General features: G+C 55.4%; 19 protein-coding genes and 1 pseudogene. 14 read left to right on the top strand and 6 right to left on the bottom strand.

Annotation, left to right across the window (positions count from 1 at the left end; all coding sequences use genetic code 11):
* Positions 1–61: 61 nt before the first annotated feature.
* The 6 genes from bioF to ACIGCM_RS14315 all read left to right on the top strand — a co-directional run bounded on the left by bioF (position 62) and on the right by ACIGCM_RS14315 (position 6,189).
* On the top strand, positions 62–1,237 hold the full coding sequence (gene bioF / locus ACIGCM_RS14340) for an 8-amino-7-oxononanoate synthase (RefSeq protein ID WP_397502760.1): 1,176 nt from the start codon (positions 62–64) through the stop codon (positions 1,235–1,237).
* A complete protein-coding gene (locus ACIGCM_RS14335; protein ID WP_397502759.1) occupies positions 1,230–1,961 on the top strand; it encodes an alpha/beta fold hydrolase in 732 nt (243 codons plus the stop codon). Before bioF ends, ACIGCM_RS14335 begins: the two co-directional genes overlap by 8 nt.
* On the top strand, positions 1,954–2,769 hold the full coding sequence (gene bioC / locus ACIGCM_RS14330) for a malonyl-ACP O-methyltransferase BioC (RefSeq protein WP_397502758.1): 816 nt from the start codon (positions 1,954–1,956) through the stop codon (positions 2,767–2,769). Before ACIGCM_RS14335 ends, bioC begins: the two co-directional genes overlap by 8 nt.
* Positions 2,766–3,455, top strand: coding sequence for a dethiobiotin synthase (bioD, locus tag ACIGCM_RS14325; RefSeq protein WP_397502757.1), 690 nt, complete (start codon positions 2,766–2,768; stop codon positions 3,453–3,455). The genes bioC and bioD overlap by 4 nt, the downstream gene beginning before the upstream one ends.
* Before the next feature lie 217 nt (positions 3,456–3,672).
* Positions 3,673–3,957: a hypothetical protein gene (locus ACIGCM_RS14320; protein ID WP_397502756.1), complete on the top strand. Its 285-nt coding sequence runs from the start codon at positions 3,673–3,675 to the stop codon at positions 3,955–3,957.
* A gap of 426 nt (positions 3,958–4,383) precedes the next feature.
* Entirely contained in the window at positions 4,384–6,189 is a 1,806-nt protein-coding gene (locus ACIGCM_RS14315; protein WP_397502755.1) for a phenylacyl-CoA dehydrogenase, read from the top strand.
* Positions 6,190–6,375: 186 nt separating this feature from the next.
* On the opposite strand, the gene rmf is transcribed toward ACIGCM_RS14315, so the two are convergent.
* The 4 genes from rmf to ACIGCM_RS14295 form a co-directional block, all read right to left on the bottom strand.
* Positions 6,376–6,582 carry a ribosome modulation factor gene (gene rmf, locus ACIGCM_RS14310; RefSeq protein ID WP_397502754.1) on the bottom strand — a complete coding sequence of 69 codons (207 nt, stop codon included), beginning with the start codon at positions 6,580–6,582 and terminating at the stop codon, positions 6,376–6,378.
* Between the two features lie 158 nt (positions 6,583–6,740).
* On the bottom strand, positions 6,741–8,336 hold the full coding sequence (gshA, locus tag ACIGCM_RS14305) for a glutamate--cysteine ligase (protein WP_397502753.1): 1,596 nt from the start codon (positions 8,334–8,336) through the stop codon (positions 6,741–6,743).
* A gap of 193 nt (positions 8,337–8,529) precedes the next feature.
* Complete coding sequence (locus ACIGCM_RS14300) at positions 8,530–8,916, bottom strand: PaaI family thioesterase (RefSeq protein WP_397502752.1); 387 nt, start codon at positions 8,914–8,916, stop codon at positions 8,530–8,532.
* The gene (locus ACIGCM_RS14295; RefSeq protein ID WP_397502751.1) at positions 8,913–11,237 is read right to left on the bottom strand and encodes a Tex family protein; all 2,325 of its coding nucleotides are present in this window, start codon (positions 11,235–11,237) and stop codon (positions 8,913–8,915) included. The genes ACIGCM_RS14300 and ACIGCM_RS14295 overlap by 4 nt, the downstream gene beginning before the upstream one ends.
* Before the next feature lie 339 nt (positions 11,238–11,576).
* Between ACIGCM_RS14295 and ompR the strand changes: the two genes are divergently transcribed.
* Together ompR and ACIGCM_RS14285 are read left to right on the top strand one after the other, a co-directional pair.
* Positions 11,577–12,314: a two-component system response regulator OmpR gene (gene ompR, locus ACIGCM_RS14290; protein WP_339489500.1), complete on the top strand. Its 738-nt coding sequence runs from the start codon at positions 11,577–11,579 to the stop codon at positions 12,312–12,314.
* 72 nt (positions 12,315–12,386) lie between these two features.
* Positions 12,387–13,700, top strand: coding sequence for an ATP-binding protein (locus ACIGCM_RS14285; protein WP_397502750.1), 1,314 nt, complete (start codon positions 12,387–12,389; stop codon positions 13,698–13,700).
* A gap of 114 nt (positions 13,701–13,814) precedes the next feature.
* On the opposite strand, the gene rimK is transcribed toward ACIGCM_RS14285, so the two are convergent.
* Together rimK and ACIGCM_RS14275 are read right to left on the bottom strand one after the other, a co-directional pair.
* Positions 13,815–14,720, bottom strand: a complete 906-nt coding sequence (gene rimK / locus ACIGCM_RS14280) for a 30S ribosomal protein S6--L-glutamate ligase (protein ID WP_397502749.1) — start codon at positions 14,718–14,720, stop codon at positions 13,815–13,817.
* Positions 14,717–15,118 carry an ATP-dependent zinc protease gene (locus ACIGCM_RS14275; protein WP_397503307.1) on the bottom strand — a complete coding sequence of 134 codons (402 nt, stop codon included), beginning with the start codon at positions 15,116–15,118 and terminating at the stop codon, positions 14,717–14,719. The genes rimK and ACIGCM_RS14275 overlap by 4 nt, the downstream gene beginning before the upstream one ends.
* Before the next feature lie 161 nt (positions 15,119–15,279).
* Here ACIGCM_RS14275 and ACIGCM_RS14270 point away from each other — a divergent pair, with 161 nt between their 5' ends.
* From ACIGCM_RS14270 to ACIGCM_RS14245, 6 genes and pseudogenes are all read left to right on the top strand, one after another.
* Positions 15,280–15,678 (top strand): RNA-binding S4 domain-containing protein, encoded by a 399-nt coding sequence (locus tag ACIGCM_RS14270; RefSeq protein ID WP_397502748.1) that lies wholly within the window; start codon positions 15,280–15,282, stop codon positions 15,676–15,678.
* 128 nt (positions 15,679–15,806) lie between these two features.
* A complete protein-coding gene (gene hslO / locus ACIGCM_RS14265; protein WP_397502747.1) occupies positions 15,807–16,694 on the top strand; it encodes an Hsp33 family molecular chaperone HslO in 888 nt (295 codons plus the stop codon).
* A 159-nt stretch (positions 16,695–16,853) separates the two neighbouring features.
* The gene (locus ACIGCM_RS14260; RefSeq protein ID WP_397502746.1) at positions 16,854–18,395 is read left to right on the top strand and encodes a phosphoenolpyruvate carboxykinase; all 1,542 of its coding nucleotides are present in this window, start codon (positions 16,854–16,856) and stop codon (positions 18,393–18,395) included.
* Positions 18,396–18,608: 213 nt separating this feature from the next.
* On the top strand, positions 18,609–20,408 hold the full coding sequence (locus tag ACIGCM_RS14255; RefSeq protein WP_397502745.1) for an acyl-CoA dehydrogenase C-terminal domain-containing protein: 1,800 nt from the start codon (positions 18,609–18,611) through the stop codon (positions 20,406–20,408).
* A 170-nt stretch (positions 20,409–20,578) separates the two neighbouring features.
* On the top strand, positions 20,579–22,357 hold the full coding sequence (locus ACIGCM_RS14250; RefSeq protein WP_397502744.1) for an acyl-CoA dehydrogenase C-terminal domain-containing protein: 1,779 nt from the start codon (positions 20,579–20,581) through the stop codon (positions 22,355–22,357).
* 113 nt (positions 22,358–22,470) lie between these two features.
* Positions 22,471–22,573 (top strand): annotated as a pseudogene (locus ACIGCM_RS14245) (IS110 family transposase); the annotation flags it as partial.

The following is a 22,573-nucleotide window of genomic DNA, read 5'->3' as shown; positions in this document are numbered from 1 at the left end:
ATTCAGGTCCTGAAACCATGCCCATGCGTGGTTTCAGCGGCTGCTTAAATGGATGATTACTATGTCTTTTGACCTCGCCAGTCGTTTAGCTGAGCGGCGTGCCGCACAGCTCTATCGGCAGCGCCCGCTGCTTGAGTCGCCACAAGGGCCGCACATTGTGGTGGATGGCCGCGAATTGCTGGCGTTTTGTTCCAACGATTACCTGGGGTTAGCCAATCATCCTCAGGTGATCGAAGCCTGGCAGGCTGGCGCTTCGCGTTGGGGTGTCGGCGGTGGTGCTTCACATTTAGTCATTGGCCACAGCACGCCCCATCATGAGCTGGAAGAGGCGCTTGCCGAGTTTACGGGGCGTCCGCGAGCCTTGCTGTTCACCACCGGTTATATGGCTAACCTTGGCGCTGTGACAGCCTTGGTCGGGCAGGGCGACACGGTACTTGAGGATCGTCTCAATCATGCCTCTTTGCTTGATGCAGGCTTGCTCAGTAATGCGCGCTTTTCGCGGTATCTGCACAACGATGCAAGTAGCCTCGCCAGTCGCCTTAACAAGGCTGTGGGCAACACCTTAGTGGTGACCGATGGCGTGTTCAGCATGGATGGCGATCAAGCCGATTTGCCAGCGATTTGTGCTGAGGCGAAAGCGCGCAATGCCTGGGTGATGGTTGATGATGCTCACGGTTTTGGTCCGTTGGGGGCAACCGGTGGCGGCATCGTCGAGGCGCAAGGTCTGGGTATTGATGATGTGCAAGTATTGGTCGGTACGCTGGGTAAGTCCTTCGGGACATCCGGGGCGTTTGTAGCGGGCAGTGAGGCGTTGATCGAAACCCTGGTGCAATTTGCCCGACCCTATATTTACACTACCAGTCAGCCGCCCGCGCTGGCCTGCGCCACTTTAAAAAGTCTTGAGCTATTGCGTACAGAAAGTTGGCGTCGTGAGCACCTCGATGCCCTGATCAAGCAGTTCCGGGCCGGCGCACAAGCCTTGGGTCTGCAGTTGATGGACAGCACTACGCCAATTCAGCCTATCGTTATTGGTGACGCCGGCCGTGCCATGCAAATGTCGCAGATGCTCCGTGAACGGGGCATTTTGGTGACGGCGATTAGGCCGCCGACCGTACCCGCAGGCAGTGCTCGTTTGCGCGTCACCTTGTCGGCAGCCCATAGCGCGGAACAAGTGGATTTATTACTGGCAGCACTGGCTGAGTGTCATACGGCCAATAAGGAGCAAGCCCATGCGTAATCGCTTGATTCTATTGCCTGGCTGGGGGTTGGGCACTGCGCCTCTCGAACCCTTGGCTGAAGCATTGCGGGGGCTTGATCCTCATCTGTATGTGCAGGTTGAACCTCTGCCGTTGCTGGCCAGCAGTGAGCTGGCCGAGTGGATGGATGAGCTCGATAGCAATTTGCCTGAGGATGCATGGTTGGGTGGCTGGTCGCTGGGCGGAATGCTTGCTGCTGAGCTGGCCGGCCTGCGTGCCGAAAAATGTCCAGGATTGGTGACCCTGGCGAGCAATAGCAACTTTGTCGCCAGCGCTGACTGGCCCCATGCGATGGCAGAAGAGGCTTTTGATCTGTTCCGTCAAGGCTGCGCCAAAAATCCATCGATGACGCTGAAACGCTTCGCCTCCTTGTGTGCACAGGGCGCGGCTGATCAGCGAGGCATGTCAAGATTAATGCTTGGCGGCGCGCCCCATGAGAGTGGTGAGTTGCTGCTGGCCAGTTTGGATCTGCTTGCCAGCCTTGATACCCGCGATGCCTTGCAGGGTTTTGTCGGCCCGCAATTGCATTTGTATGCCGGTCAGGACTCTTTAGTCCCGGCAGAAGTGGCAGGCGATATGTTGGCTCTGCTAGGTGATGTTGAGGTGGGTTTGATTGATCGAGTCAGTCATGCATTCTCACTTGAATGCCCCCATGAGCTTGCCGCTGCGATTCAAGGCTTTTTGCACGAGGCTGGCGATGACTGATTTCGCTCATGTTGAGCATTCGAGCCTGCCGGACAAACGACAGGTAGCGGCTTCGTTCTCCCGAGCTGCCGCCAGCTATGACAGCGTTGCGGCTTTGCAGCGCGCAGTTGGCAACCAGCTTTTGCAACGCATTCCTACTTCTGTGAGCACTGAGCGCTGGGTTGATCTGGGGAGCGGCACGGGCTACTTCAGCCGAGCCCTGAATCGCCGATTTCCTGAAGCGCAAGGCGTTGCATTGGATATCGCCGAAGGCATGTTGCAACATGCCAGGCCTCAGGGCGGCGCTGAGCAGTTTATTGCCGGTGATGCTGAGCGCTTGCCGTTGCGGACAGAGTCTTGCGAGCTGATGTTTTCCAGCCTTGCCCTGCAGTGGTGTGAGTCTTTCAGCTCGGTATTGGCTGAGGCGCAGCGTGTATTACGCCCTGGCGGCATCCTCGCGTTCAGCAGTTTGTGTGTCGGCACGCTGCAAGAGCTGCGCGAGAGCTGGAGGACGGTGGATGGTTTCGTTCACGTTAATCGCTTTCGTCACTTTGAGGACTATCAACGGCTGTGCGCGGACAGTGGCTTTGAGGTGGTGTCACTGGATACTCAGCCAGAAGTCTTGTTCTACCCCGATCTACGCAGCCTGACCCATGAGCTCAAAGCCCTGGGCGCGCATAATCTGAATTCAGGTCGGCCTAATGGCCTGACGGGTCGAGCACGCATGCGTGCTTTGGTGGATGCTTATGAACGTGAGCGCCGGGAGCAGGGCCTGCCTGCAACCTACCAAGTGGTCTACGGTGTTTTGCAGAAAAGGACATCACCATGAGCAAGGTTTTTTTTGTCACGGGTACTGATACTGAGATCGGTAAGACCACCATCGCTGCAGGTTTGCTGTACGCCGCGCGCGAGGCGGGTTTGTCGACCGCAGCGGCCAAACCGGTTGCTTCTGGTTGTGAAAAGACGCCGCAGGGTTTGCGCAACGAAGACGCGCTGGCGCTGCTTGAGCAATGTTCAATCACATTGAGCTATGACGAGGTCAACCCGCTGGCGTTTGCTCCTGCAATAGCGCCACACTTGGCCGCTCGTGAGGCTGGCGTGGTGCTGGATGTTGAATGTCTGCGTGAACCTGTGCAGCGGGTCATCAACAAAGCCGCTGACTTCACCGTGGTTGAGGGGGCGGGAGGCTGGCGCGTGCCGCTTGCAGGTCAGGCTTCGATGTCTGATTTGGTGGTGAGCCTTAAGTTGCCAGTCATTTTGGTGGTCGGTGTACGTCTGGGCTGTATTAACCATGCAGTACTCAGCGCAGAGGCCATTGCCGCTGATGGCTTGGAGTTAGCGGGGTGGGTGGCGAACGTGGTTGACCCGAAAACCTCACGCCTAGAGGAAAATCTCGCCACCTTAGCCGAGCGTCTTCCAGCGCCATGTCTGGGCTATGTGCCACGGTTAAAGTCGGCTGGCGCGGCGGCAGTGGCAGCCTGTTTGGATATTAGTTTGCTTGGAATTGAAGGCTAGGGTTCATGCGGGGTTGTCGTAGGGCGCGACACCGCGAAGCGTGTCCAGCGCAATAGCGAGTAAATCGAGTATGGGTGTTTGCAATAAATGCTGGACGAAAGAAGCGCCGACCACCTTACAGAAGCCTGTTTTGTAAGTTGTGGCAAAAAGCCATTATCGGGCGGCGATATTTCTGCTTTAATGCAGTTTCCCTGCAACCCTGAACTGGAGCGAATTGATGAATGCCATATCGGGCAGCGCCTTTAACGCAGGTCTTGCGACCATCCAGTCGGGTCAGCAGCGCGTCGATCAAGCCGCCCAAGGCATTGCCAGCGGTGCGGGCACCCAGCCAATCCGTCCATCAGAGCAGCCCACAGACATAGATGTGGCACAGTCGGGAACACCTGACGTTACCAATAAGCTGATTGAACTGCGCCTTGGCCAGTATCAAGCCCAGGCTGGTGCTCGTGTACTTGAAACCGCAGACGAAGTACTCGGCACCCTGATCGATACGCGCGCCTGATTCCTCTCTCTAGGGTAAATCCCCGCCCCCTGAAATTCCGCTGGCTACGCCATCCCACAGCCAGTGCTGTCATATTCTGGGTGCCTAATGCTCCTAGGGCGTGTTCTCTATTGAGGTAAATCACTTCGCCTATGCACCTGTCGCCGTGAGCGATTCTGACCGACGGTATAAATCCGCCTGGTTTCAAGGTGTTTCGGTTTTTCCCGGAAATTTCCCGAAGGCTCAACCTCGCGGGTTTGTAGTGCTGATTGAGCGGTTGGCAGCGTTTGTCGTTAGCGCAACACAGGCTTGACAACCCGTAGGCGTAAACGTATGTTTCAAACACCTGTTTGATTGTTGCTTTGAAGCCACGGTCGAACATTCGGGATTAGCCCGATTCAAACAACTATTCGGTCACCTATACCGACCCCGCAGAGGTTATTAGCTATGCCTGACTACAAGGCCCCCTTGCGTGATATTCGTTTCGTACGTGACGAGTTGCTCGGCTACGAAGCGCATTATCAGAGCCTGCCTGGCTGCGAAGATGCAACACCAGACATGGTCAATGCCATTCTTGAAGAAGGTGCCAAGTTTTGTGAGCAGGTACTTTCTCCGCTGAACCGTGTAGGTGACACCGAAGGCTGTACTTGGAGCGAAGCTGGCGTTAAGACGCCAACTGGCTTTAAAGAAGCCTACAAGCAATACGTTGAAGGTGGCTGGCCAAGCCTGTCACACGACGTTGACCATGGCGGTCAGGGTCTGCCTGAGTCGCTGGGTCTGGCTGTGAGTGAAATGGTTGGTACTTCCAACTGGTCGTGGGGCATGTACCCAGGTTTGTCGCACGGCGCGATGAACACTATTTCTGAGCACGGCACTGAAGAGCAGCAGCACACTTACCTGACCAAGTTGGTAACCGGCGAATGGACAGGCACCATGTGCTTGACTGAACCGCATTGCGGTACTGACCTTGGCATGCTGCGCACCAAGGCTGAGCCACAGGCTGATGGCTCTTACAAAGTGTCTGGCACCAAGATCTTCATCTCTGCTGGCGAACACGATATGGCCGATAACATCGTCCACATCGTCCTTGCACGCCTGCCAGATGCCCCTGCCGGCACCAAAGGTATTTCGCTGTTTATCGTGCCTAAGTTCATGCCAAACGCTGACGGCGGTGTGGGTGAGCGCAACGCAGTGAGCTGTGGTTCGCTGGAGCACAAGATGGGCATCCACGGTAACGCGACCTGTGTGATGAACTTCGATGGCGCCACTGGTTACCTGATTGGCCCGGCGAACAAAGGTCTGAACTGCATGTTCACCTTTATGAACACAGCGCGTCTGGGTACTGCTCTGCAGGGCTTGGCGCACGCTGAAGCAGGTTTCCAAGGTGGTTTGAAGTACGCCCGTGAGCGTCTGCAAATGCGCGCCCTGACGGGTCCGAAAGCACCAGATAAAGCCGCTGACCCGATCATCGTTCACCCTGATGTGCGTCGTATGTTGTTGACCATGAAAGCGTTCGCCGAAGGCAACCGTGCAATGGTCTACTTCACTGCCAAGCAAGTCGACATTGTCAAATACAGCCAAGATGCTGAAGAGAAGAAGCAAGCCGACGCGCTGCTGGCTTTCCTGACTCCAATTGCTAAAGCATTCATGACGGAAGTTGGCTTCGAATCGGCCAACCACGGCGTGCAGATCTACGGTGGCCACGGCTTTATCGCTGAATGGGGCATGGAGCAGAACGTCCGCGACAGCCGTATCTCGATGCTGTACGAAGGCACCACCGGCATTCAGGCGCTTGACCTGCTGGGCCGTAAAGTTCTGATGACTCAGGGCGAAGCACTCAAGGGCTTCACCAAGATCGTGCATAAGTTCTGCCAGGCTAACGAAGGCAACGAAGCGATCAATGAGTTCGTTGCACCGCTGGCTAAGCTGAACAAAGAGTGGGCTGATGTGACCATGAAGGTTGGCATGGCCGCGATGAAAGACCGCGAAGAAGTCGGTGCAGCCTCGGTTGATTACCTGATGTACAGCGGTTACGCCTGCTTGGCTTACTTCTGGGCTGATATTGCGCGTCTGGCCGCTGAGAAGCTGGCAGCTGGCACCAGCGAAGAGGCGTTCTACAAGGCTAAGTTGCAAACCGCGCGTTTCTACTTCGCCCGTATTCTGCCGCGTACTCGCACTCACGTAGAAACCATGCTGTCAGGTGCTAACAACCTGATGGACATGGAAGAAGAGAACTTTGCTCTGGGTTACTAAGTAGCCCGAGCAATAGCGCTCGACATCGATCGCCCTGCTTTTAGCCCTAGCGGCTAATAAGTTAGGCACTCAACACCCTGCGCAGGCTTCGCTTTCGCAGGGTGTTTTGTTTTCAGCGAGATTGATAGGCGCAGGCTAGCGGGCTTGTGACTTAGGGTAAGTATTCGCGGTGCGGTGGGAGCAGGGTTATGCGGACTCGCGTTTAACTAATTCATACTGCTCGTGGCCATCATCCCAACCCGCTTCCCAGGCAGCAGTCAGCACTTCCGCCGTTTGCTTTCGCGGGGCATTGGGTTGTCCGGTTAGACCGGCCATATAACCTTGTTGGTAAGCCTTGTTTAGATTTTCAAGGCTCCAATCTTGGTTTTGCTCGATCTGCGGGTCTGACGCCATGGCAATTGCCCAGTTAAGTTAACTAGTGCTTATGCTAGCTGGCTTGAGCGCTGATAAATGAGCCGCCGGTCTCGCCTTTTGCCCCGCTGGTTATATTTGTGACGTGCGCCTCTATCTGCGGGCAGATCCAGTTGCCGCGCAGACGGGCAGGTCACTGTTTAGCTGGGGAGTGGCTCGTCGTGGCCAAGAATACTGGCTTGGTAGGCAGCGACAAAAGTGTCGAAGTCGCCCTGTTGATTGCGCTCAATTTCTGCCTGATCAAGCAGTGATTGTGCGCTTGCCTGTTCAAGCTCTGTATTCTGCTCAGCGCTCAGGGGCTGACTGTTGAAGTAATCAGCATGTAGCTTGCTTTGGCGTAGCGAGAACTGGGCAAAGCTTTCGCCTTTTTGCAGTTGTTCCAGCACTTGCGCAGATGGCGTCAGGCTGACATCGGCAACTTTTTCCCGTTGGGCTTGCAGGGCTTGGCTGTGGGCATCGTCACCGTTGCTGCGGTCAAGCAGATCGGCCATTTGCTGGATCTCGTCGAGCAATTGCTCGGCCCAGGCTTTGAGTTCGATCTGTTTGCCTGCACGTTGTAAGTGCAGGTTAGGGCGGCGACCTTCTTTGACCACTTTAAGGAAGTTGTCAGTGCAGGCCGTGCACTCATTGCTCTCAAGCGCTGGGCTGTCTTGAAGGGCGCAATAGAGCAAAAATGCATCGAGAAACTGGGCTTGCTTGAGGTCGATACCCGTTGGTAGGAAAGGGTTGATGTCCAGGCAACGCACTTCAATGTATTGCACGCCACGGGCAACCAATGCCTGAATCGGCCGTTCGCCACTGTGAGTCACACGTTTTGGACGAATGCTTGAGTAGTATTCGTTTTCGATCTGCAAAATGTTGGTGTTGAGTTGTAACCAATCACCGCTGGCGCTACGTGTGCCGATCTCCACATAGGGTAGATACGGTGTGCCGACCGCTTGGCGAAGACTGTCAGTATAACTGGTGAGGTCGTTGTAGCAGGGCGTCAGGGCTGCCTGAGCATTGCTTTGATAACCCAGGTCGCTCATGCGCAAGCTGGTTGCGTAGGGCAGGTAAAGGGTGTCTGCATCAAGTTGCTGCAGTTTGTGCGGATTGCCGCGCATAAAGCCGGCATCGAGGGCTGGTGAGGCACCAAAGAGGTACATCAGCAACCAGCTGTAGCGGCGGAAGTTGCGAATCATCGCGATGTAGCTGACAGACTGATAATCGCGCGCGCATTGGTTGTTTGGATCAAGGCTTTGCAGCAGCGGCCAAAGCTGATCTGGCAAAGAGAAGTTGTAGTGAATACCAGCGATGCATTGCATCGTTTTGCCATAACGCAGGGCCAAACCCTGGCGGTAGACATACTTCAGCTTGCCGATATGCGAGTTGCCATATTGAGCAATCGGGATAACCTCTTCAGCCGGTAATGCGCAGGGCATTGACGGGCTCCACAGGTACTCGCCTTCAAGCTTGCTATAGGTATAACGATGGGTTTGTTCCAGGCTTGCCAAGGTGCTCGCCGGATTGGCTAATGCCGGGGTGATGAACTCCAGCAGTGCCTCGGAATAATCGGTTGTGATCTGCGGATGAGTCAACGCAGAGCCAAGCGCTTTGGGGTGCGGTGTAAGTGCAAGCTGACCATCGCTATCAACCCGCAGGCATTCGCGCTCAATGCCATGCAGGCACTGAGTCAGCAGCGAGAGGTTGTTTGGCTCGCCAAGCAGTGCCACGCGGCGGGATAACAAATTGCTCAAAGTCGAATTCCTTCACCCATCAGTCGAGCCAATATGGGGGCACACTGAACAGTCTGCAAGGGGGCGCTGGCAATTTTCCTGGCCACAGCAGCGCGTTAAATCAAACTGCAGGTTGCTCGCGCAGTGAGGCAAAGAAGCGTCACTGCGGCAAGCATCAGCCAGGTTGTTTATATAACAGCATAGCCCACAGGCTTTACACGCGAGCGAAGGTACCTTGCGCCTTAGCGACGAGTTTGTCGCCTTGATGGGCCTCGGCTTCCACCACTAAAGTCCGGCGGCCAGCGTGCACCACCTTGGCGACGCAAATCACCGAGCCTTCGTCGATTGCGCGGATGTAATTGATCTTGCACTCAAGCGTTACGCTGCCCTGATCAAAGCCGTGGGCGCTGGAACACGCCAGCCCCATGGCAATGTCGACCAGTGAAAACAGTGCGCCGCCATGCAGTTTTTTGTGCCTGTTACGCAGTGGGTCGGTGAGGTTCAGGCGCACCCGGGCCTCACCATCAGCCACGCTTAGCGGTTCTATGCCAAGCAGTTGGCTGAATGCGCTAGAGGTGAACTCCTCCGGTAGGTCGGTCATTTCTTCTTCAACTGTTTGGCGTTGGCGAACAGCGATGCCATGGCATTGTTGACGGGTGCTGGTTTGTTTTCTGGGCGTGGGGTCGGGGTATTGCTGCGTGCGCTATTGCCTCGGTTGCCGCCATTGTTGCGCGGGCCTTCGACCTTCTCGCCAGGGGTATCGCTCATGCGCATGCTCAGGGCAATACGATTGCGTGGGATGTCGACTTCCATGACTTTGACCTTAACCACTTCGCCCGCTTTGACGGCTTCATGAGGGTCCTTGATGAACTTCTCGGATAGCGCAGAGATGTGCACCAAGCCATCTTGATGCACGCCGATATCGACGAAGGCACCGAAGTTGGTCACGTTGGTGACTACGCCTTCAAGAATCATCCCCAACTGCAAGTCTTTGAGGGTTTCGACGCCTTCCTGAAACTCAGCAGTTTTAAATTCAGGGCGTGGGTCGCGACCCGGTTTTTCAAGCTCTTGGAGGATGTCGCCAATGGTCAGCAAACCAAAGGTTTCGTCGGTGTACTGCTTGGGATCAAGGCGTTTGAGGAAGCTGCTATCACCAATCAACGAGCGAATATCGCGGCTGGTGTCTTTGGCGATGCGCTGTACCAATGGGTAGGTTTCCGGGTGAACGGCAGAGGCGTCCAGCGGGTTTTCACCATTCATGATGCGCAAAAAGCCTGCGGCTTGCTCGAAGGTTTTATCACCCAGGCGCGGCACTTTTTTCAGCTCGTCACGGGATTTGAAAGCGCCATTGGCATCACGGTGGGCAACAATATTCTGTGCCAAGGTGCTGTTGAGGCCGGAGATGCGAGCGAGAAGGGCGCTGGATGCTGTGTTTACATCAACACCGACTGCGTTCACACAGTCTTCAACCACGGCGTCCAGGCCACGTGCAAGTTTCAACTGGGAGACATCGTGCTGGTATTGGCCAACACCGATGGATTTCGGGTCGATTTTCACCAGCTCAGCCAGCGGGTCTTGCAGGCGACGGGCAATGGACACCGCGCCACGAATGGTCACGTCTAGATCCGGGAATTCCTTGGCCGCCAATTCAGATGCCGAGTAGACAGATGCGCCTGCTTCGGAAACCATCACCTTGGTGGCTTTGAGTGCCGGGTATTTTTTGATCAGCTCAATGGCCAGCTTGTCGCTTTCACGGCTTGCGGTGCCATTGCCAATGGCAATCAGGTCAACTGAGTGCTTGGCGCACATCGCTGCCAGCACTGAGATAGTTTGGTCCCACTGATTTTTCGGCGCGTGTGGATAAACCGTGGCGCTGTCGAGCAGCTTGCCCGTGGCATCGACAACAGCGATTTTGCAGCCGGTACGCAAGCCCGGGTCGAGGCCAAGTGTTGCCCGTGGACCCGCCGGAGCGGCGAGCAGCAGGTCGTTAAGGTTGCGTGCGAATACCGATATCGCCTCGTTTTCAGCGCTCTCGCGCAGGTCGCCCAGCAGGTCGGTTTCAAGGTGGGTATAGAGCTTGACCTTCCAGGTCCAGCGCACCACTTCGCCCAGCCATTTGTCAGCCGGGCGGCCTTGGTTGCTGATGCCAAAACGTTCGCCAATCATGCCTTCGCATGGGTGCATGGTCCCCGGTAACTCGTCGCCTACTTTCAGGCTGGAGCTGAGAATGCCCTCGTTGCGGCCACGGAAAATCGCCAGCGCGCGGTGTGAAGGCATGCCTTTGAGCTTTTCATCGTGCTCAAAGTAATCGCGGAATTTTGCCCCTTCAGTTTCTTTTCCTGCAACGAGGCGGGCACTGATGATGGCGTTGTCACTCATGAAACTGCGCAAGCGGGTAAGTAAGGCAGCGTCTTCGGCGAAGCGCTCCATAAGAATATATTTAGCCCCTTCGAGCACAGCCTTGCTGTCGGCGAAGCCTTTTTCTGCATCAATAAAGCGTGCCGCTTCAGTCTCGGGAGTCAGGCTCGGGTCGTTGAACAGCGCGTCAGCCAGCTCGCCAATGCCGGCTTCCAAGGCGATCTGGCCCTTGGTGCGGCGTTTTTGCTTGTACGGCAGGTATAAGTCTTCGAGACGGGTTTTGCTGTCGGCGAGGTTAATTTCGCGCTGCAACTCCGGGGTTAATTTGCCTTGTTCTTCGATACTGGCAAGGATGCTGGCGCGGCGATCATCCAGCTCGCGCAGGTAGCGCAGGCGCTCTTCCAGGTTGCGCAGCTGAGTGTCATCTAGACTGCCAGTGAGCTCTTTACGGTAGCGGGCGATGAAGGGGACGGTCGAGCCTTCATCGAGCAGCGCCACGGCGGCGGCAACCTGTTGTGGGCGTACGCCCAGTTCTTCGGCGATGCGGTTGTTGATGCTATCCATATATAAAAAACTACCCACACTGGATCGAAAAACCAGCCGCGCAATTAATCGGGCTACTGAAAATATCGCTCTACTGGCCGGGTTTGCGGCCTGATTTTTTCAAATGCACCTTGCGGGCTAGACACTAAAGCGGCGCATTATAAACACCGTAAAGCGGTGAGCTGAGACCGTTCGGGGAAAAATCTGCTAACAATGGCTCTCAGCAGAGGGCATGGCACATGCGCCATAATGCTTGTATTGGAGACTATTCAGCGATTGTGACAACTGTAAATAACGCCTCTGCTCGTTATTATATGGGGTATACATAGCTGGGTCAGGTTCTCAGTCTAGGAGTTATACATGAGCGGCACTGCACCTGTGGTTGAAGGCGAAAAAATTCTGATTGTCGATGACGACGCACGTCTTCGACGCTTGCTTGAGCGCTTCTTTGAAGAGCAAGGCTATCGCGTGCGCGCGGTTGAAAATGTCGAACAAATGGACCGGGTCCTGGCCCGTGAGCTATTTAGCTTGCTGGTGCTTGACCTGATGTTGCCAGGCGAAGACGGTCTTTCTGCATGCCGCCGTTTGCGCGAGTCAAACAATCAAATGCCAATCATCATGCTCACCGCCAAAGGTGACGAAGCCAGCCGTATTCAAGGCTTGGAGCTAGGCGCTGATGATTATCTGGCTAAACCCTTTAACCCGCGCGAATTGCTTGCCCGGGTTAAAGCCGTATTGCGTCGCCAGGCCCCAGTTGTTCCAGGTGCACCGGGAAGCGAAGAGGCGAGCGTCACCTTTGGCGATTATGAGTTGTCTCTGGCAACCCGTGAGCTGAAAAAGGGCGATGAAGTCCACATGCTGACCACCGGTGAATTTGCAGTGCTCAAAGCGCTGGTCCAGCACGCCCGTGAGCCATTGACCCGCGACAAGCTGATGAATCTGGCGCGTGGCCGTGAATGGGATGCGCTGGAGCGCTCGATTGACGTACAGATTTCACGCTTGCGCCGCCTGATCGAACCTGACCCCTCCAAACCACGTTACATCCAGACGGTCTGGGGCGTCGGTTATGTGTTTGTGCCGGACGGCAATAAGTCCTAACCGGGGCTGAATCGGTATAAAGGCTGGGCGCTTCGGCGCCCGGTTGTTTTTCACCTAGCTTAAAAGTGACTGATGAAAGCACCGCTGTGGTTCCCACAAAGTTTCTTCGCGCGCACCTTGTGGCTGGTGTTGATCGTCGTACTGTTTTCCAAAGCCTTGACCCTGGTTTATCTGCTGATGAACGAGGATATGTTGGTCGATCGCCAATACAGTCACGGTGCGGCGCTTACTCTGCGCGCTTATTGGGCTGCAGACCCAGAGGATCGTGATCGCATTGCCCAGGCCGCCGACCTCAAGCAAGTGCCGCGTACAGTGGTGCCAGCCAGTGAGCAACATTGGCCTTACAGCGAGATATTCCAGCGGCAAATGCAATCAGAGCTCGGCCCTGAAACCGAAGTGCGGGTGCGTGCGAAAAGCCCCCCTGCTTTATGGGTGCATGCGCCAACACTGGGCGAAGGTTGGATTCGCGTGCCATTGTATCCGCACCCATTGCGCAGTCAGCAAATCTGGAGCGTGTTGGGTTGGTTCTTGGGTATTGGCCTGCTATCTACCGCTGCCGCATGGATTTTCGTCCGTCAACTCAGTGCGCCGCTCAAAGGCTTGGTCTTTGCGGCGCGTCAGTTGGGTAAAGGGCGCAGCGTGCGCTTGCCGGTCAGTGATACACCCAATGAGATGATGGAGGTGTACCGCGCCTTCAATCAGATGGCCGAAGATGTCGAGCAAGCTGCCCGCGAGCGCGAATTGATGCTCGCCGGGGTCTCCCATGACCTGCGCACACCCTTGACGCGGCTGCGTCTGTCACTGGAGTTTCTGCAGAATGACTCTGAGCTGACCGACGATATGGTCCGCGACATTGAAGACATGGATGCCATTCTCGACCAGTTCCTCGCCTTTATCCGTGACGGTCGTGATGAGCCTGTTGAAGCGCTTGACCTGCTGGGGCTGGTGCGTGAAGTGGTGACGCCTTATAACCAGCATCAGGAGCGGGTTGTATTGAACCTTAAGCCTGTGCCGGTATTTCCATTGCGGCGCATTTCGATCAAGCGGTTGCTGACTAACTTGATCGAAAACGCCCTGCGATACGGTGGCGATACTGCCGAGGTTGAGGTGTCGATGTCGGGGGACACGAGTGCCCCATACGTGGTCTTGAGTGTGCTTGATCGTGGCGTCGGTATTGACCCTGCCGAACTCAACAGCATCACCAACCCGTTTATTCGTGGTGACCGTGCGCGCGGCGGTCAGGGCGCAGGACTGGGCCTGGCAATCGTCAAGCGTATTGCTGCGTTGCACGGCGGCAGTGTTGAGTTGCGCAACCGCACGGGCGGTGGGCTTGAGGCGCGGGTTTGTCTGCCGTTGGGGTTGTTGTTGCCTCGGGATGCGGCTTAAAAAGCGCTGGATGCTTTGGGTTGTCTGAAGCTCTTGTCCAAGGCAGAGGCTGGGGGAGAAGCGCGTTGCCCACCCGACTAAGGGCGTGACAACGCGATGTTTGTCCGCCCGCTATCAGCCTTTGCCTTTGGTGCGGGTCAGGCGCGGGCTGCTGTTCTTTTCCAGGTATTGGATAATGATGCCGGCAACATCCTTGCCGGTGGTTGACTCAATCCCTTCAAGCCCTGGTGATGAATTGACTTCCATCACCAGCGGGCCGTGATTCGAACGCAGAATATCCACGCCAGCAACGCTAAGACCCATGACTTTTGCAGCGCGAATCGCGGTCATGCGCTCCTCAGGGGTGATTTTAATTAAGCTGGCAGAGCCGCCGCGATGAAGGTTGGAGCGGAACTCTCCTGGCTTGGCCTGACGCTTCATTGCGGCAATCACCTTGTCACCGACCACAAAGCAGCGGATATCTGCACCGCCTGCTTCTTTGATGTACTCCTGGACCATGATGTCTTGCTTGAGGCTCATAAACGCCTCAATCACTGACTCTGCAGCTTTCTCTGTTTCGCACAGCACCACGCCGATGCCTTGGGTGCCTTCCAGTACTTTAATCACCAGCGGCGCGCCGTTGACCATCTGGATCAAGTCGGGGATGTCATCTGGCGAGTGGGCAAAACCGGTGACGGGCAGGCCAATGCCGCGGCGTGAAAGTAACTGCAGTGAGCGCAGTTTGTCCCGTGAGCGGGCAATCGCTACCGATTCATTCAGGGGGACCACGCCCATCATTTCGAACTGGCGCAGCACCGCGCAGCCGTAAAAGGTCACCGAAGCACCGATCCGCGGGATAACCGCATCAAAACCTTCGAGTGGTGCGCCACGGTAGTGGATCTGCGGCTTATGGCTGGCGATGTTCATATAGGCCCGCAGGGTGTCGATGACCACCATTTCGTGGCCTCGCTGCTGACCGGCCTCGACCATGCGACGGGTTGAATAAAGTCGCGGATTGCGCGACAACACAGCAATTTTCATTGAACACCCGAGAGGTCGTTAAGCGAAGGTTTGTCTTGTACGTAGGTTTGCGCCGGGTTAACCACTAACTGGCCTGCAATCAGCGCTTTGGAGCCAAGGAGTACGCGGTAACGCATGGTTTTGCGGCAAGCGAGGGTGAATTCTATTGGCCACACCCGGTCACCGAGTGAAAGATTGGTACGAATGACATAGCGGTTTTGCGCCTGACCATTAGAGCTTTTAATCTTTTTCACTGTCACCAGTGGCGCTTCACAGCGATGCCGGCTCTGGATCAGCGTACCAATATGTGCGGTGAACCGAACCCATTCTTCACCGTTACGCTCGAAAGGTTGAATATCCGAGGCGTGCAGGCATGAGGTGCTGGCTCCTGTATCGATTTTCGCGCGAATACCGATCATTCCCAGGTCAGGGAGGTTGATCCATTCACGCAAACCGATCACGTTTAATTGGTCAAATGTCTTCAATAGGGTACGCCCGCAATAATTCCCGGCATTCTAGTAGTGCTGTGTGACAACTGCATCAGGCAATATTCACAAGTTAAGGCTGTTTTGAGTAAATAATGAACGATAAAGATGACGATAAAGTCCGTTTGGACAAATGGCTCTGGGCCGCGCGGTTCTTTAAGACCCGGGCACTGGCAAAAGCAGCCATCGAAGGTGGCAAAGTTCATCACCGCGGAGAGCGTTGCAAACCGTCCAAAGAGCCTAAAATTGGCGATGAATTGGTTATCCGCAGCGGCTTTGATGAACGCACAATTGTAGTTCATGCCTTGTCGGTCGTGCGTCGCGGCGCGCCTGAAGCGCAAACGCTGTATAGCGAAACCCCAGAGAGCATTGAGCGCCGTGAAAACGCTGCTGCACAACGTAAAGCGGGTGCTTTAGGCATGCAGACTGACGGTCGGCCGAGCAAAAAACAGCGTCGTCAGATTCATCAGTTTCGTGACAATCAGGACGATTGAAGCGCCAAAAGATATCGGTTCGTGATGATGAATAGTCTTTTTTATCGGCATCGATAGATAAGAGGCCCTTGGTCGGCTGGCGATTTGCGCCTAAAATCCACGGCCCGGTCACTTTTTGTGAATTAGGCATGTCAGATTCTACCCAACGTTTTTTGTTCGACGACACCGATATACGCGGTGAAATGGTCAGCCTGACTGACACCTACAGCCACGTATTGGCCAAGCACCCGTACCCGCAGCCTGTCGCTCAGCTGCTGGGTGAGCTGCTGGCTGCTGCATCGCTGCTAATTGGCACCTTGAAGTTCGACGGCTTGCTTATTCTGCAGGCGCGTTCTTCAGGCGCTGTGCCGTTATTGATGGTTGAATGCTCCAGCGCTGGCGAGTTGCGGGGTATTGCCCGCTACGATGAAGCCCAGATAACGGCCGATGCCGGACTGCGTGAGTTGATGCCTGAAGGTATGCTGGCGATGACGATCGATCCAACCAAAGGCCAGCGTTATCAAGGCATCGTCGGCCTGGAAGGCGATACCCTTGCCGATTGCTTTTCGAACTACTTTGCGACGTCTGAGCAGTTGCCGACCCGTTTCTGGCTCAGTGCCGATGGTCAGCGCGCTCGCGGCCTGCTGTTGCAACAATTGCCGGCGGACCGGATCAAGGATGCCGAAGGCCGTGAAGCCAGTTGGCAGCACATCTCGACATTGGCCAATACCCTCAAGACCGAAGAACTACTGGGCCTGGACAATGAAACCGTGTTGCATCGCCTGTATCACGAAGAGCCTTTGCGCGTGTTTGAGCCGCGCGCCTTGCAGTTCCGTTGCAGCTGCTCCCGTGAACGCTCAGCCAATGCGCTGGTCAGTTTAGGCCAGGAAGACGCCGTTCAGTTGCTTGATGAGCACAACGGCAGTGTGGTGATTGACTGTCAATTCTGCAATCAGCGTTATTCATTTGACGCAGCAGATGTTGCTCAACTGTTTGCCGGTGGCGGAAGTCAGTCGCCATCAAACACCCGCCACTAGGGCGGATGCGCTAATAAAGCGCTGGCATGGTCTGATCAGAGGCTGCACATTACAGTTTCTTTTCTGGCATAATCCGGCGCACTTTTTTCTATGTAGTAGTGTGTATGCCCTACTACAAAACGCACGAAGGAATCGGCCAGCCGGCCGACGGGGACTCACATGACGCAAGCCAATAACGCCGTGTACACCGACATCAGCGCCGCCCAACTGGTTGAAGAGGCTCTGCGTCGCAGTGAAGGCGAATTAGCCGATAACGGTTCACTTGTGGTCCGCACGGGTCACCGTACCGGCCGTTCGCCTGCTGATCGTTATATCGTTCAGGAGCCAACCACTGAGTCGAAAATCGCCTGGGGCGCCATCAACCGCCCATTCCCGGCGGATAAGTTCGACGCGTTGTGGGATCGCGTACAAGCCTTCTCTGATGCTCAAGACAGTTTCGTCTCGCACGTTCACGTAGGTTCGGCTGATGCCCACTACCTGGCCGTTAAGATGACTACCCAGACTGCTTGGCAGAACCTGTTTGGTCGTTGCCTGTTCATCAACACTGAACAGTACAACCCAGCCGGTCGCGATGAGTGGCAAGTGCTTAACGTCGCTAACTTCGAGTGCGTGCCAGAGCGTGATGGCACTAACTCTGATGGCTGCGTGATCATCAATTTCGCGGCTAAGAAAGTACTGATTGCTGGTATGCGTTACGCCGGTGAAATGAAGAAAGCCATGTTCTCGGTGCAGAACTTCCTGCTGCCAGAAGCTGATGTGCTGCCTATGCACTGCGCGGCAAACATCGGTGAAGAAGGCGATGTAACCTTGTTCTTTGGTTTGTCTGGCACTGGTAAAACCACCTTGTCGGCAGACGAAAGCCGTTACCTGATTGGTGACGACGAACACGGCTGGGGCAAAGGCGTTGTGTTCAACATCGAAGGCGGTTGCTATGCCAAGTGCATCGACCTGTCGGAGAAGAACGAGCCGGTCATCTGGAAAGCCATTCAGTTTGGCGCCGTACTGGAAAACGTCGTACTCGACGAAAACCGTACCCCTGACTACGCCGATGACAGCCTGACGCAGAACAGCCGTGCTGCCTACCCGCTGGAACTGATCGAGAAACGTTCCGAGAAGAACCTCGGTGGCGAGCCAAATGCTGTGATCTTCCTGACGTGCGACCTGACGGGTGTATTGCCGCCGGTGTCGATCCTTAACGAAGAACAAGCGGCTTACCACTTCCTGTCGGGTTACACCGCGCTGGTCGGTTCGACTGAAATGGGCTCCGGCGGCGGCATCAAGTCGACCTTCTCAACCTGCTTCGGCGCGCCGTTCTTCCCGCGTCCAGCCGGCGAGTACGCTGAGCTGCTGATCAAGCGCATTCAGGGTTTCGGCTCCAAGGTTTACCTGGTTAACACCGGTTGGACTGGCGGCGGCTACGGCGTTGGCAAGCGTTTCAACATCCCGACAACCCGTGGTGTTATTGCCGCCATTCAAAGTGGCGCGCTGATCGGCACCGAAACCGAGCATTTGCCAATCATCAACCTGAGCGTGCCGAAATCTGTACCAGGCGTCGAAACCAACTTGCTCAACCCACGTAACACCTGGGCTGATCAAAGCGCTTACGATGAAGCCGCGAAAGGCTTGGCTAAGCTGTTCGTCGACAACTTCACCAAGTTTGAAGTGTCCGATGCAATCCGCAATGCGGGCCCTCAGCTCTAAGGCTGCCTGACACCGCCTTAGGGCGGAGATGCTCCCCAAACACCCCGCGTTAGCCAAGCTAGCGCGGGGTGTTTTGTTTTGGGCCATGCGCTTTTGACAGGCTAATTTATGGCAGCGCATTCATCGAGGTGAGGTTGATTGCTCAGAGAAGCATGTCGCAGTAGCGTGAATTAATTATTACGCGCCCTGCGCGCCTGCTGATGGAGAGCGAACATGCCTGAATACAAAGCGCCAATGCGCGACATGCGTTTTTTGGTCGATGAAGTTTTTGATTTCCATGGGAGCTACGCAGCATTTGGCGCGACCGATGCCTCGCCGGATATGGTCAGCGCGATTCTTGAAGAAGGCGCGAAATTTTGCGAACAGGTGTTGGCGCCGATCAACCGCTCGGGGGATGAGCAAGAATGTCAGTTCGACAATGGGGTCGTGACCACCCCAGAAGGCTTTAAAGAAGCCTTTGCGCTCTATGTTGAAGGCGGTTGGAATGGTCTGGCGGCAGACCCCGCGTACGGCGGACAGGGCTTGCCACACTCTTTGGGGCTGATGATCAGCGAAATGATTGGTGCCAGTAACACGTCGTGGGGTATGTATCCTGGGCTGACTCATGGCGCTATGTCTGCCATTCATGCCCACGGCAGTGAAGAACAAAAGCAGGCTTACCTGACCAAACTTACCGAGGGCGCATGGACCGGCACCATGTGCCTGACCGAAGCACATTGCGGTACTGACCTGGGCATCATCAAAACCCGTGCGGTGCCGCAAGCTGACGGCAGTTACTCATTAACTGGCAGCAAGATTTTCATCTCTGCTGGTGAGCACGACATGAGTGAGAACATTGTTCACCTGGTGCTGGCCAAGCTACCGGATGCGCCGGCAGGTACCAAAGGTATTTCACTGTTTATCGTACCCAAGTTCCTCCCTGACCCAGACACGGGGGAGGCGGGTGAGCGCAACGGTGTGTCGTGCGGCTCAATTGAGCACAAGATGGGCATTAAGGCTTCGGCCACCTGCGTGATCAATTTTGATAACGCCCGGGGCTTTTTGATCGGCGAGCAGAACAAAGGCCTTAACTGCATGTTCACCATGATGAACCATGCGCGCTTGGGCACAGGCATGCAGGGCCTTTGCTTGGGTGAAGCGAGTTTTCAGGGGGCAATCAAATACGCCAATGATCGTCTGCAGATGCGTTCGCTGACCGGGCCCAAGGCCCCTGAAAAAGCAGCCGACCCCATCATCGTTCATCCTGATGTGCGGCGTATGTTATTGACCATGAAGGCCTTTAACCAAGGCAATCGGGCATTGGCTTATTTCTGTGCGCAACTGCTCGATCAGGCGCACCGTAGTGACAGCGCAGAGGCCCGGGAAGAAGCTGAAAACCTATTGGCCTTCCTGACGCCAATCTGCAAAGCCTTTATGACTGAGACCGGTCTGGAGGTTACTAACCATGGCATGCAGATATTCGGTGGCCACGGTTTCATTCGTGAGTGGGGTATGGAGCAATTGGTGCGTGATTGTCGTATTGCGCCCATCTATGAAGGGACTAACGGCATTCAAGCGCTGGATCTGCTCGGGCGTAAAGTCTTGGGTAGCCAAGGCAAGCTGCTGCGCGGCTTTACCAAGGTGGTGCATAAATTCTGCGAGTCCCAAGCAAATAACCCTGAGTTCAATTCCTACGTCAGCCAGTTGGCTGGACTGAACAAACAATGGGGTGAGTTGACCCAACAGATCGGCTTGGCTGCGATGAAGAATCCTGATGAGGTCGGTGCGGCTTCGGTGGATTACCTGATGTTCTCGGGCTATGTGATTTTGGCGTATCTGTGGTTGCGCATGGCTGTCGTCGCCTCTGAAAAACTCGCTGCCGGCAGTGACGATGCTGAGTTCTATCAGGCTAAGCTCGCCACCTGCGAGTTCTACTTCAAACGTCTGTTGCCGCGCACTGCCAGTCACCTCGCCGCCGCGCAGGCAGGCAGCGATTGCATGATGAATATGAGCGCCGAAAGCCTGGCGTTCTGACCAATGGTCTAGTCGCTCAAGGCCCTCCAAATGGAGGGCCTTTTCATTTCAATGCGCTACACACTTTTTGTGGATGTATGGTCATAACTCGACCCTATGTGTCGCCAAAGTTGTTCGGGTACACTCGAAAGTCTGTTACGAATCTGTATTCAAGTTTTGAGGAATGATCCATGGCGGACTACAAAGCCCCCCTGCGCGATATGCGTTTTGTGCTTAACGAAGTATTTGAAGTATCCAAGCTGTGGGCTGAGTTGCCGGCTTTGGCTGAAGTGGTTGATGAAGAAACCGCCAACGCAATTCTTGAAGAAGCTGGCAAAGTTACTGCCGGTATTATTGCCCCGCTTAATCGCAGTGGCGACGAAGAGGGCTGCACATGGACCAACGGCGCGGTGAAAACCCCGGATGGCTTCCCGCAGGCTTATAAGGCCTACGCTGAAGGCGGCTGGGTCGGTGTAGGTGGCGATGCCATGTTCGGCGGCATGGGCATGCCGAAAGTGATCTCGGCGCAGGTTGAAGAAATGGTCAACTCGGCCAACTTGTCGTTTGGCCTGTATCCAATGCTCACCGCAGGCGCTTGCTTGTCGATCAACGCTCACGCCAGCGAAGAACTCAAAGAGAAGTACCTGCCAAATATGTATGCAGGTACTTGGGCGGGTTCCATGTGTTTGACCGAGCCACATGCCGGTACTGACCTGGGCATCATTCGCACCAAGGCTGAGCCCCAGGCGGACGGCAGCTACAAAGTCAGCGGCACCAAGATTTTCATCACCGGTGGTGAGCACGACCTGACCGAGAACATTATCCATCTGGTGCTGGCCAAGTTGCCTGATGCGCCTGCTGGTCCAAAAGGCATCTCGCTGTTTCTCGTGCCGAAGTTCATGGTTAATCCAGACGGTTCGCTGGGCGAGGCCAACAGCCTCTCTTGTGGCTCGATCGAGCACAAGATGGGGATCAAGGGCTCCGCTACTTGCGTCATGAATTTTGACGGTGCGACCGGTTACATCATTGATGCGCCGAACCGTGGTTTGGCGGCTATGTTCACCATGATGAACTACGAGCGCCTGGGTGTAGGCATTCAGGGTTTGTCAACGGGCGAGCGCTCTTATCAAAGCGCCATTGAATATGCTCGCGAGCGTATTCAGAGCCGCGCACCGACTGGCCCGGTTGCGACCGATAAAGCCGCTGACCCGATCATCGTGCACCCGGATGTGCGTCGCATGCTGCTGACCATGAAATCGCTGAATGAAGGCGGTCGTGCGTTCTCCAGTTACGTGGCCATGCAACTCGACACTGCCAAGTTCAGTGAAGAGCCTGCTACGCGCAAGCGTGCAGAAGAACTGGTTGCGTTGCTGACGCCAGTGGCTAAAGCCTTCCTCACTGACATAGGCTTGGAGACCACTATCCATGGCCAGCAGATTTTTGGTGGTCACGGCTTCATTCGTGAGTGGGGCCAAGAGCAACTGGTTCGCGACTGCCGCATCACCCAGATCTACGAAGGCACCAACGGTATTCAGGCGCTCGACTTGGTAGGCCGCAAGGTGATTGGCAGCGGCGGTGCTTTCTACAAGCACTTCGCTGACGAGATCAAAGCCTTTACCGATTCAGCTGACGCCTCACTGGCCGAGTTCGTCGAGCCGCTTAAAGGTGCAATCAGCATCCTTGAGCAAATGACTGCCGACTTGCTGGAACGGGCCAAAGTCAATCCGAATGAGATCGGAGCAGCTTCGGTTGAGTACCTGCATGCATTTGGCTACACCGCATACGCTTACATGTGGGCGTTGATGGCGCGCACTGCTTTGAACAAGCAGGGTGAAGATGACTTCTACGCCAGCAAGCTGGGCACTGCGCGCTTCTATTTCGCACGTATCCTGCCGCGTATTCACTCGTTGAGTGCTTCGGTTAAGGCCGGTAGCGAAAGCCTGTACCTACTCGACGCTGATCAGTTCTAAGTAGCTGATTGTGCTAGATAAAAACCCGCTTCGGCGGGTTAATGAGATGGTCACCCCGACACCTTGCGAGGGCTACGCTTTCGCAGGGTGTTTTATTTTCGGAGACCATCACCATGAGCGATTTAGCATTGGTCGGTATCGACCTCGGCAAACACACCTTTCACCTGCACGGCCAGGATAAGCCCGGCCGAGAGTTGTTTCGCAAGAAGCTCTCAC

The organism is Pseudomonas sp. NPDC078700, assembly GCF_044542375.1.
In the GTDB taxonomy this organism is placed as follows: domain Bacteria; phylum Pseudomonadota; class Gammaproteobacteria; order Pseudomonadales; family Pseudomonadaceae; genus Aquipseudomonas.
The sequence above is the reverse complement of the archived record's forward strand: the minus strand, read 5'-3'. Positions and strand labels throughout refer to the sequence as shown.

Excerpts from the sequence above, each read along its gene's own strand:
- ACIGCM_RS14335 (WP_397502759.1), top strand. The coding sequence starts at position 1,230 with ATGCGTAATCGCTTGATTCTATTGCCTGGCTGGGGGTTGGGCACTGCG.
- ACIGCM_RS14315 (WP_397502755.1), top strand. The coding sequence starts at position 4,384 with ATGCCTGACTACAAGGCCCCCTTGCGTGATATTCGTTTCGTACGTGAC.
- ACIGCM_RS14255 (WP_397502745.1), top strand. The coding sequence starts at position 18,609 with ATGCCTGAATACAAAGCGCCAATGCGCGACATGCGTTTTTTGGTCGAT.
- hslO (WP_397502747.1), top strand. The coding sequence starts at position 15,807 with ATGTCAGATTCTACCCAACGTTTTTTGTTCGACGACACCGATATACGC.
- ompR (WP_339489500.1), top strand. The coding sequence starts at position 11,577 with ATGAGCGGCACTGCACCTGTGGTTGAAGGCGAAAAAATTCTGATTGTC.
- ACIGCM_RS14260 (WP_397502746.1), top strand. The coding sequence starts at position 16,854 with ATGACGCAAGCCAATAACGCCGTGTACACCGACATCAGCGCCGCCCAA.
- ACIGCM_RS14295 (WP_397502751.1), bottom strand. The coding sequence starts at position 11,237 with ATGGATAGCATCAACAACCGCATCGCCGAAGAACTGGGCGTACGCCCA.
- ACIGCM_RS14300 (WP_397502752.1), bottom strand. The coding sequence starts at position 8,916 with ATGACCGACCTACCGGAGGAGTTCACCTCTAGCGCATTCAGCCAACTG.
- bioF (WP_397502760.1), top strand. The coding sequence starts at position 62 with ATGTCTTTTGACCTCGCCAGTCGTTTAGCTGAGCGGCGTGCCGCACAG.
- rmf (WP_397502754.1), bottom strand. The coding sequence starts at position 6,582 with ATGGCGTCAGACCCGCAGATCGAGCAAAACCAAGATTGGAGCCTTGAA.
- ACIGCM_RS14275 (WP_397503307.1), bottom strand. The coding sequence starts at position 15,118 with ATGATCGGTATTCGCGCGAAAATCGATACAGGAGCCAGCACCTCATGC.
- ACIGCM_RS14270 (WP_397502748.1), top strand. The coding sequence starts at position 15,280 with ATGAACGATAAAGATGACGATAAAGTCCGTTTGGACAAATGGCTCTGG.
- ACIGCM_RS14250 (WP_397502744.1), top strand. The coding sequence starts at position 20,579 with ATGGCGGACTACAAAGCCCCCCTGCGCGATATGCGTTTTGTGCTTAAC.
- bioC (WP_397502758.1), top strand. The coding sequence starts at position 1,954 with ATGACTGATTTCGCTCATGTTGAGCATTCGAGCCTGCCGGACAAACGA.
- bioD (WP_397502757.1), top strand. The coding sequence starts at position 2,766 with ATGAGCAAGGTTTTTTTTGTCACGGGTACTGATACTGAGATCGGTAAG.
- ACIGCM_RS14320 (WP_397502756.1), top strand. The coding sequence starts at position 3,673 with ATGAATGCCATATCGGGCAGCGCCTTTAACGCAGGTCTTGCGACCATC.
- ACIGCM_RS14285 (WP_397502750.1), top strand. The coding sequence starts at position 12,387 with ATGAAAGCACCGCTGTGGTTCCCACAAAGTTTCTTCGCGCGCACCTTG.
- rimK (WP_397502749.1), bottom strand. The coding sequence starts at position 14,720 with ATGAAAATTGCTGTGTTGTCGCGCAATCCGCGACTTTATTCAACCCGT.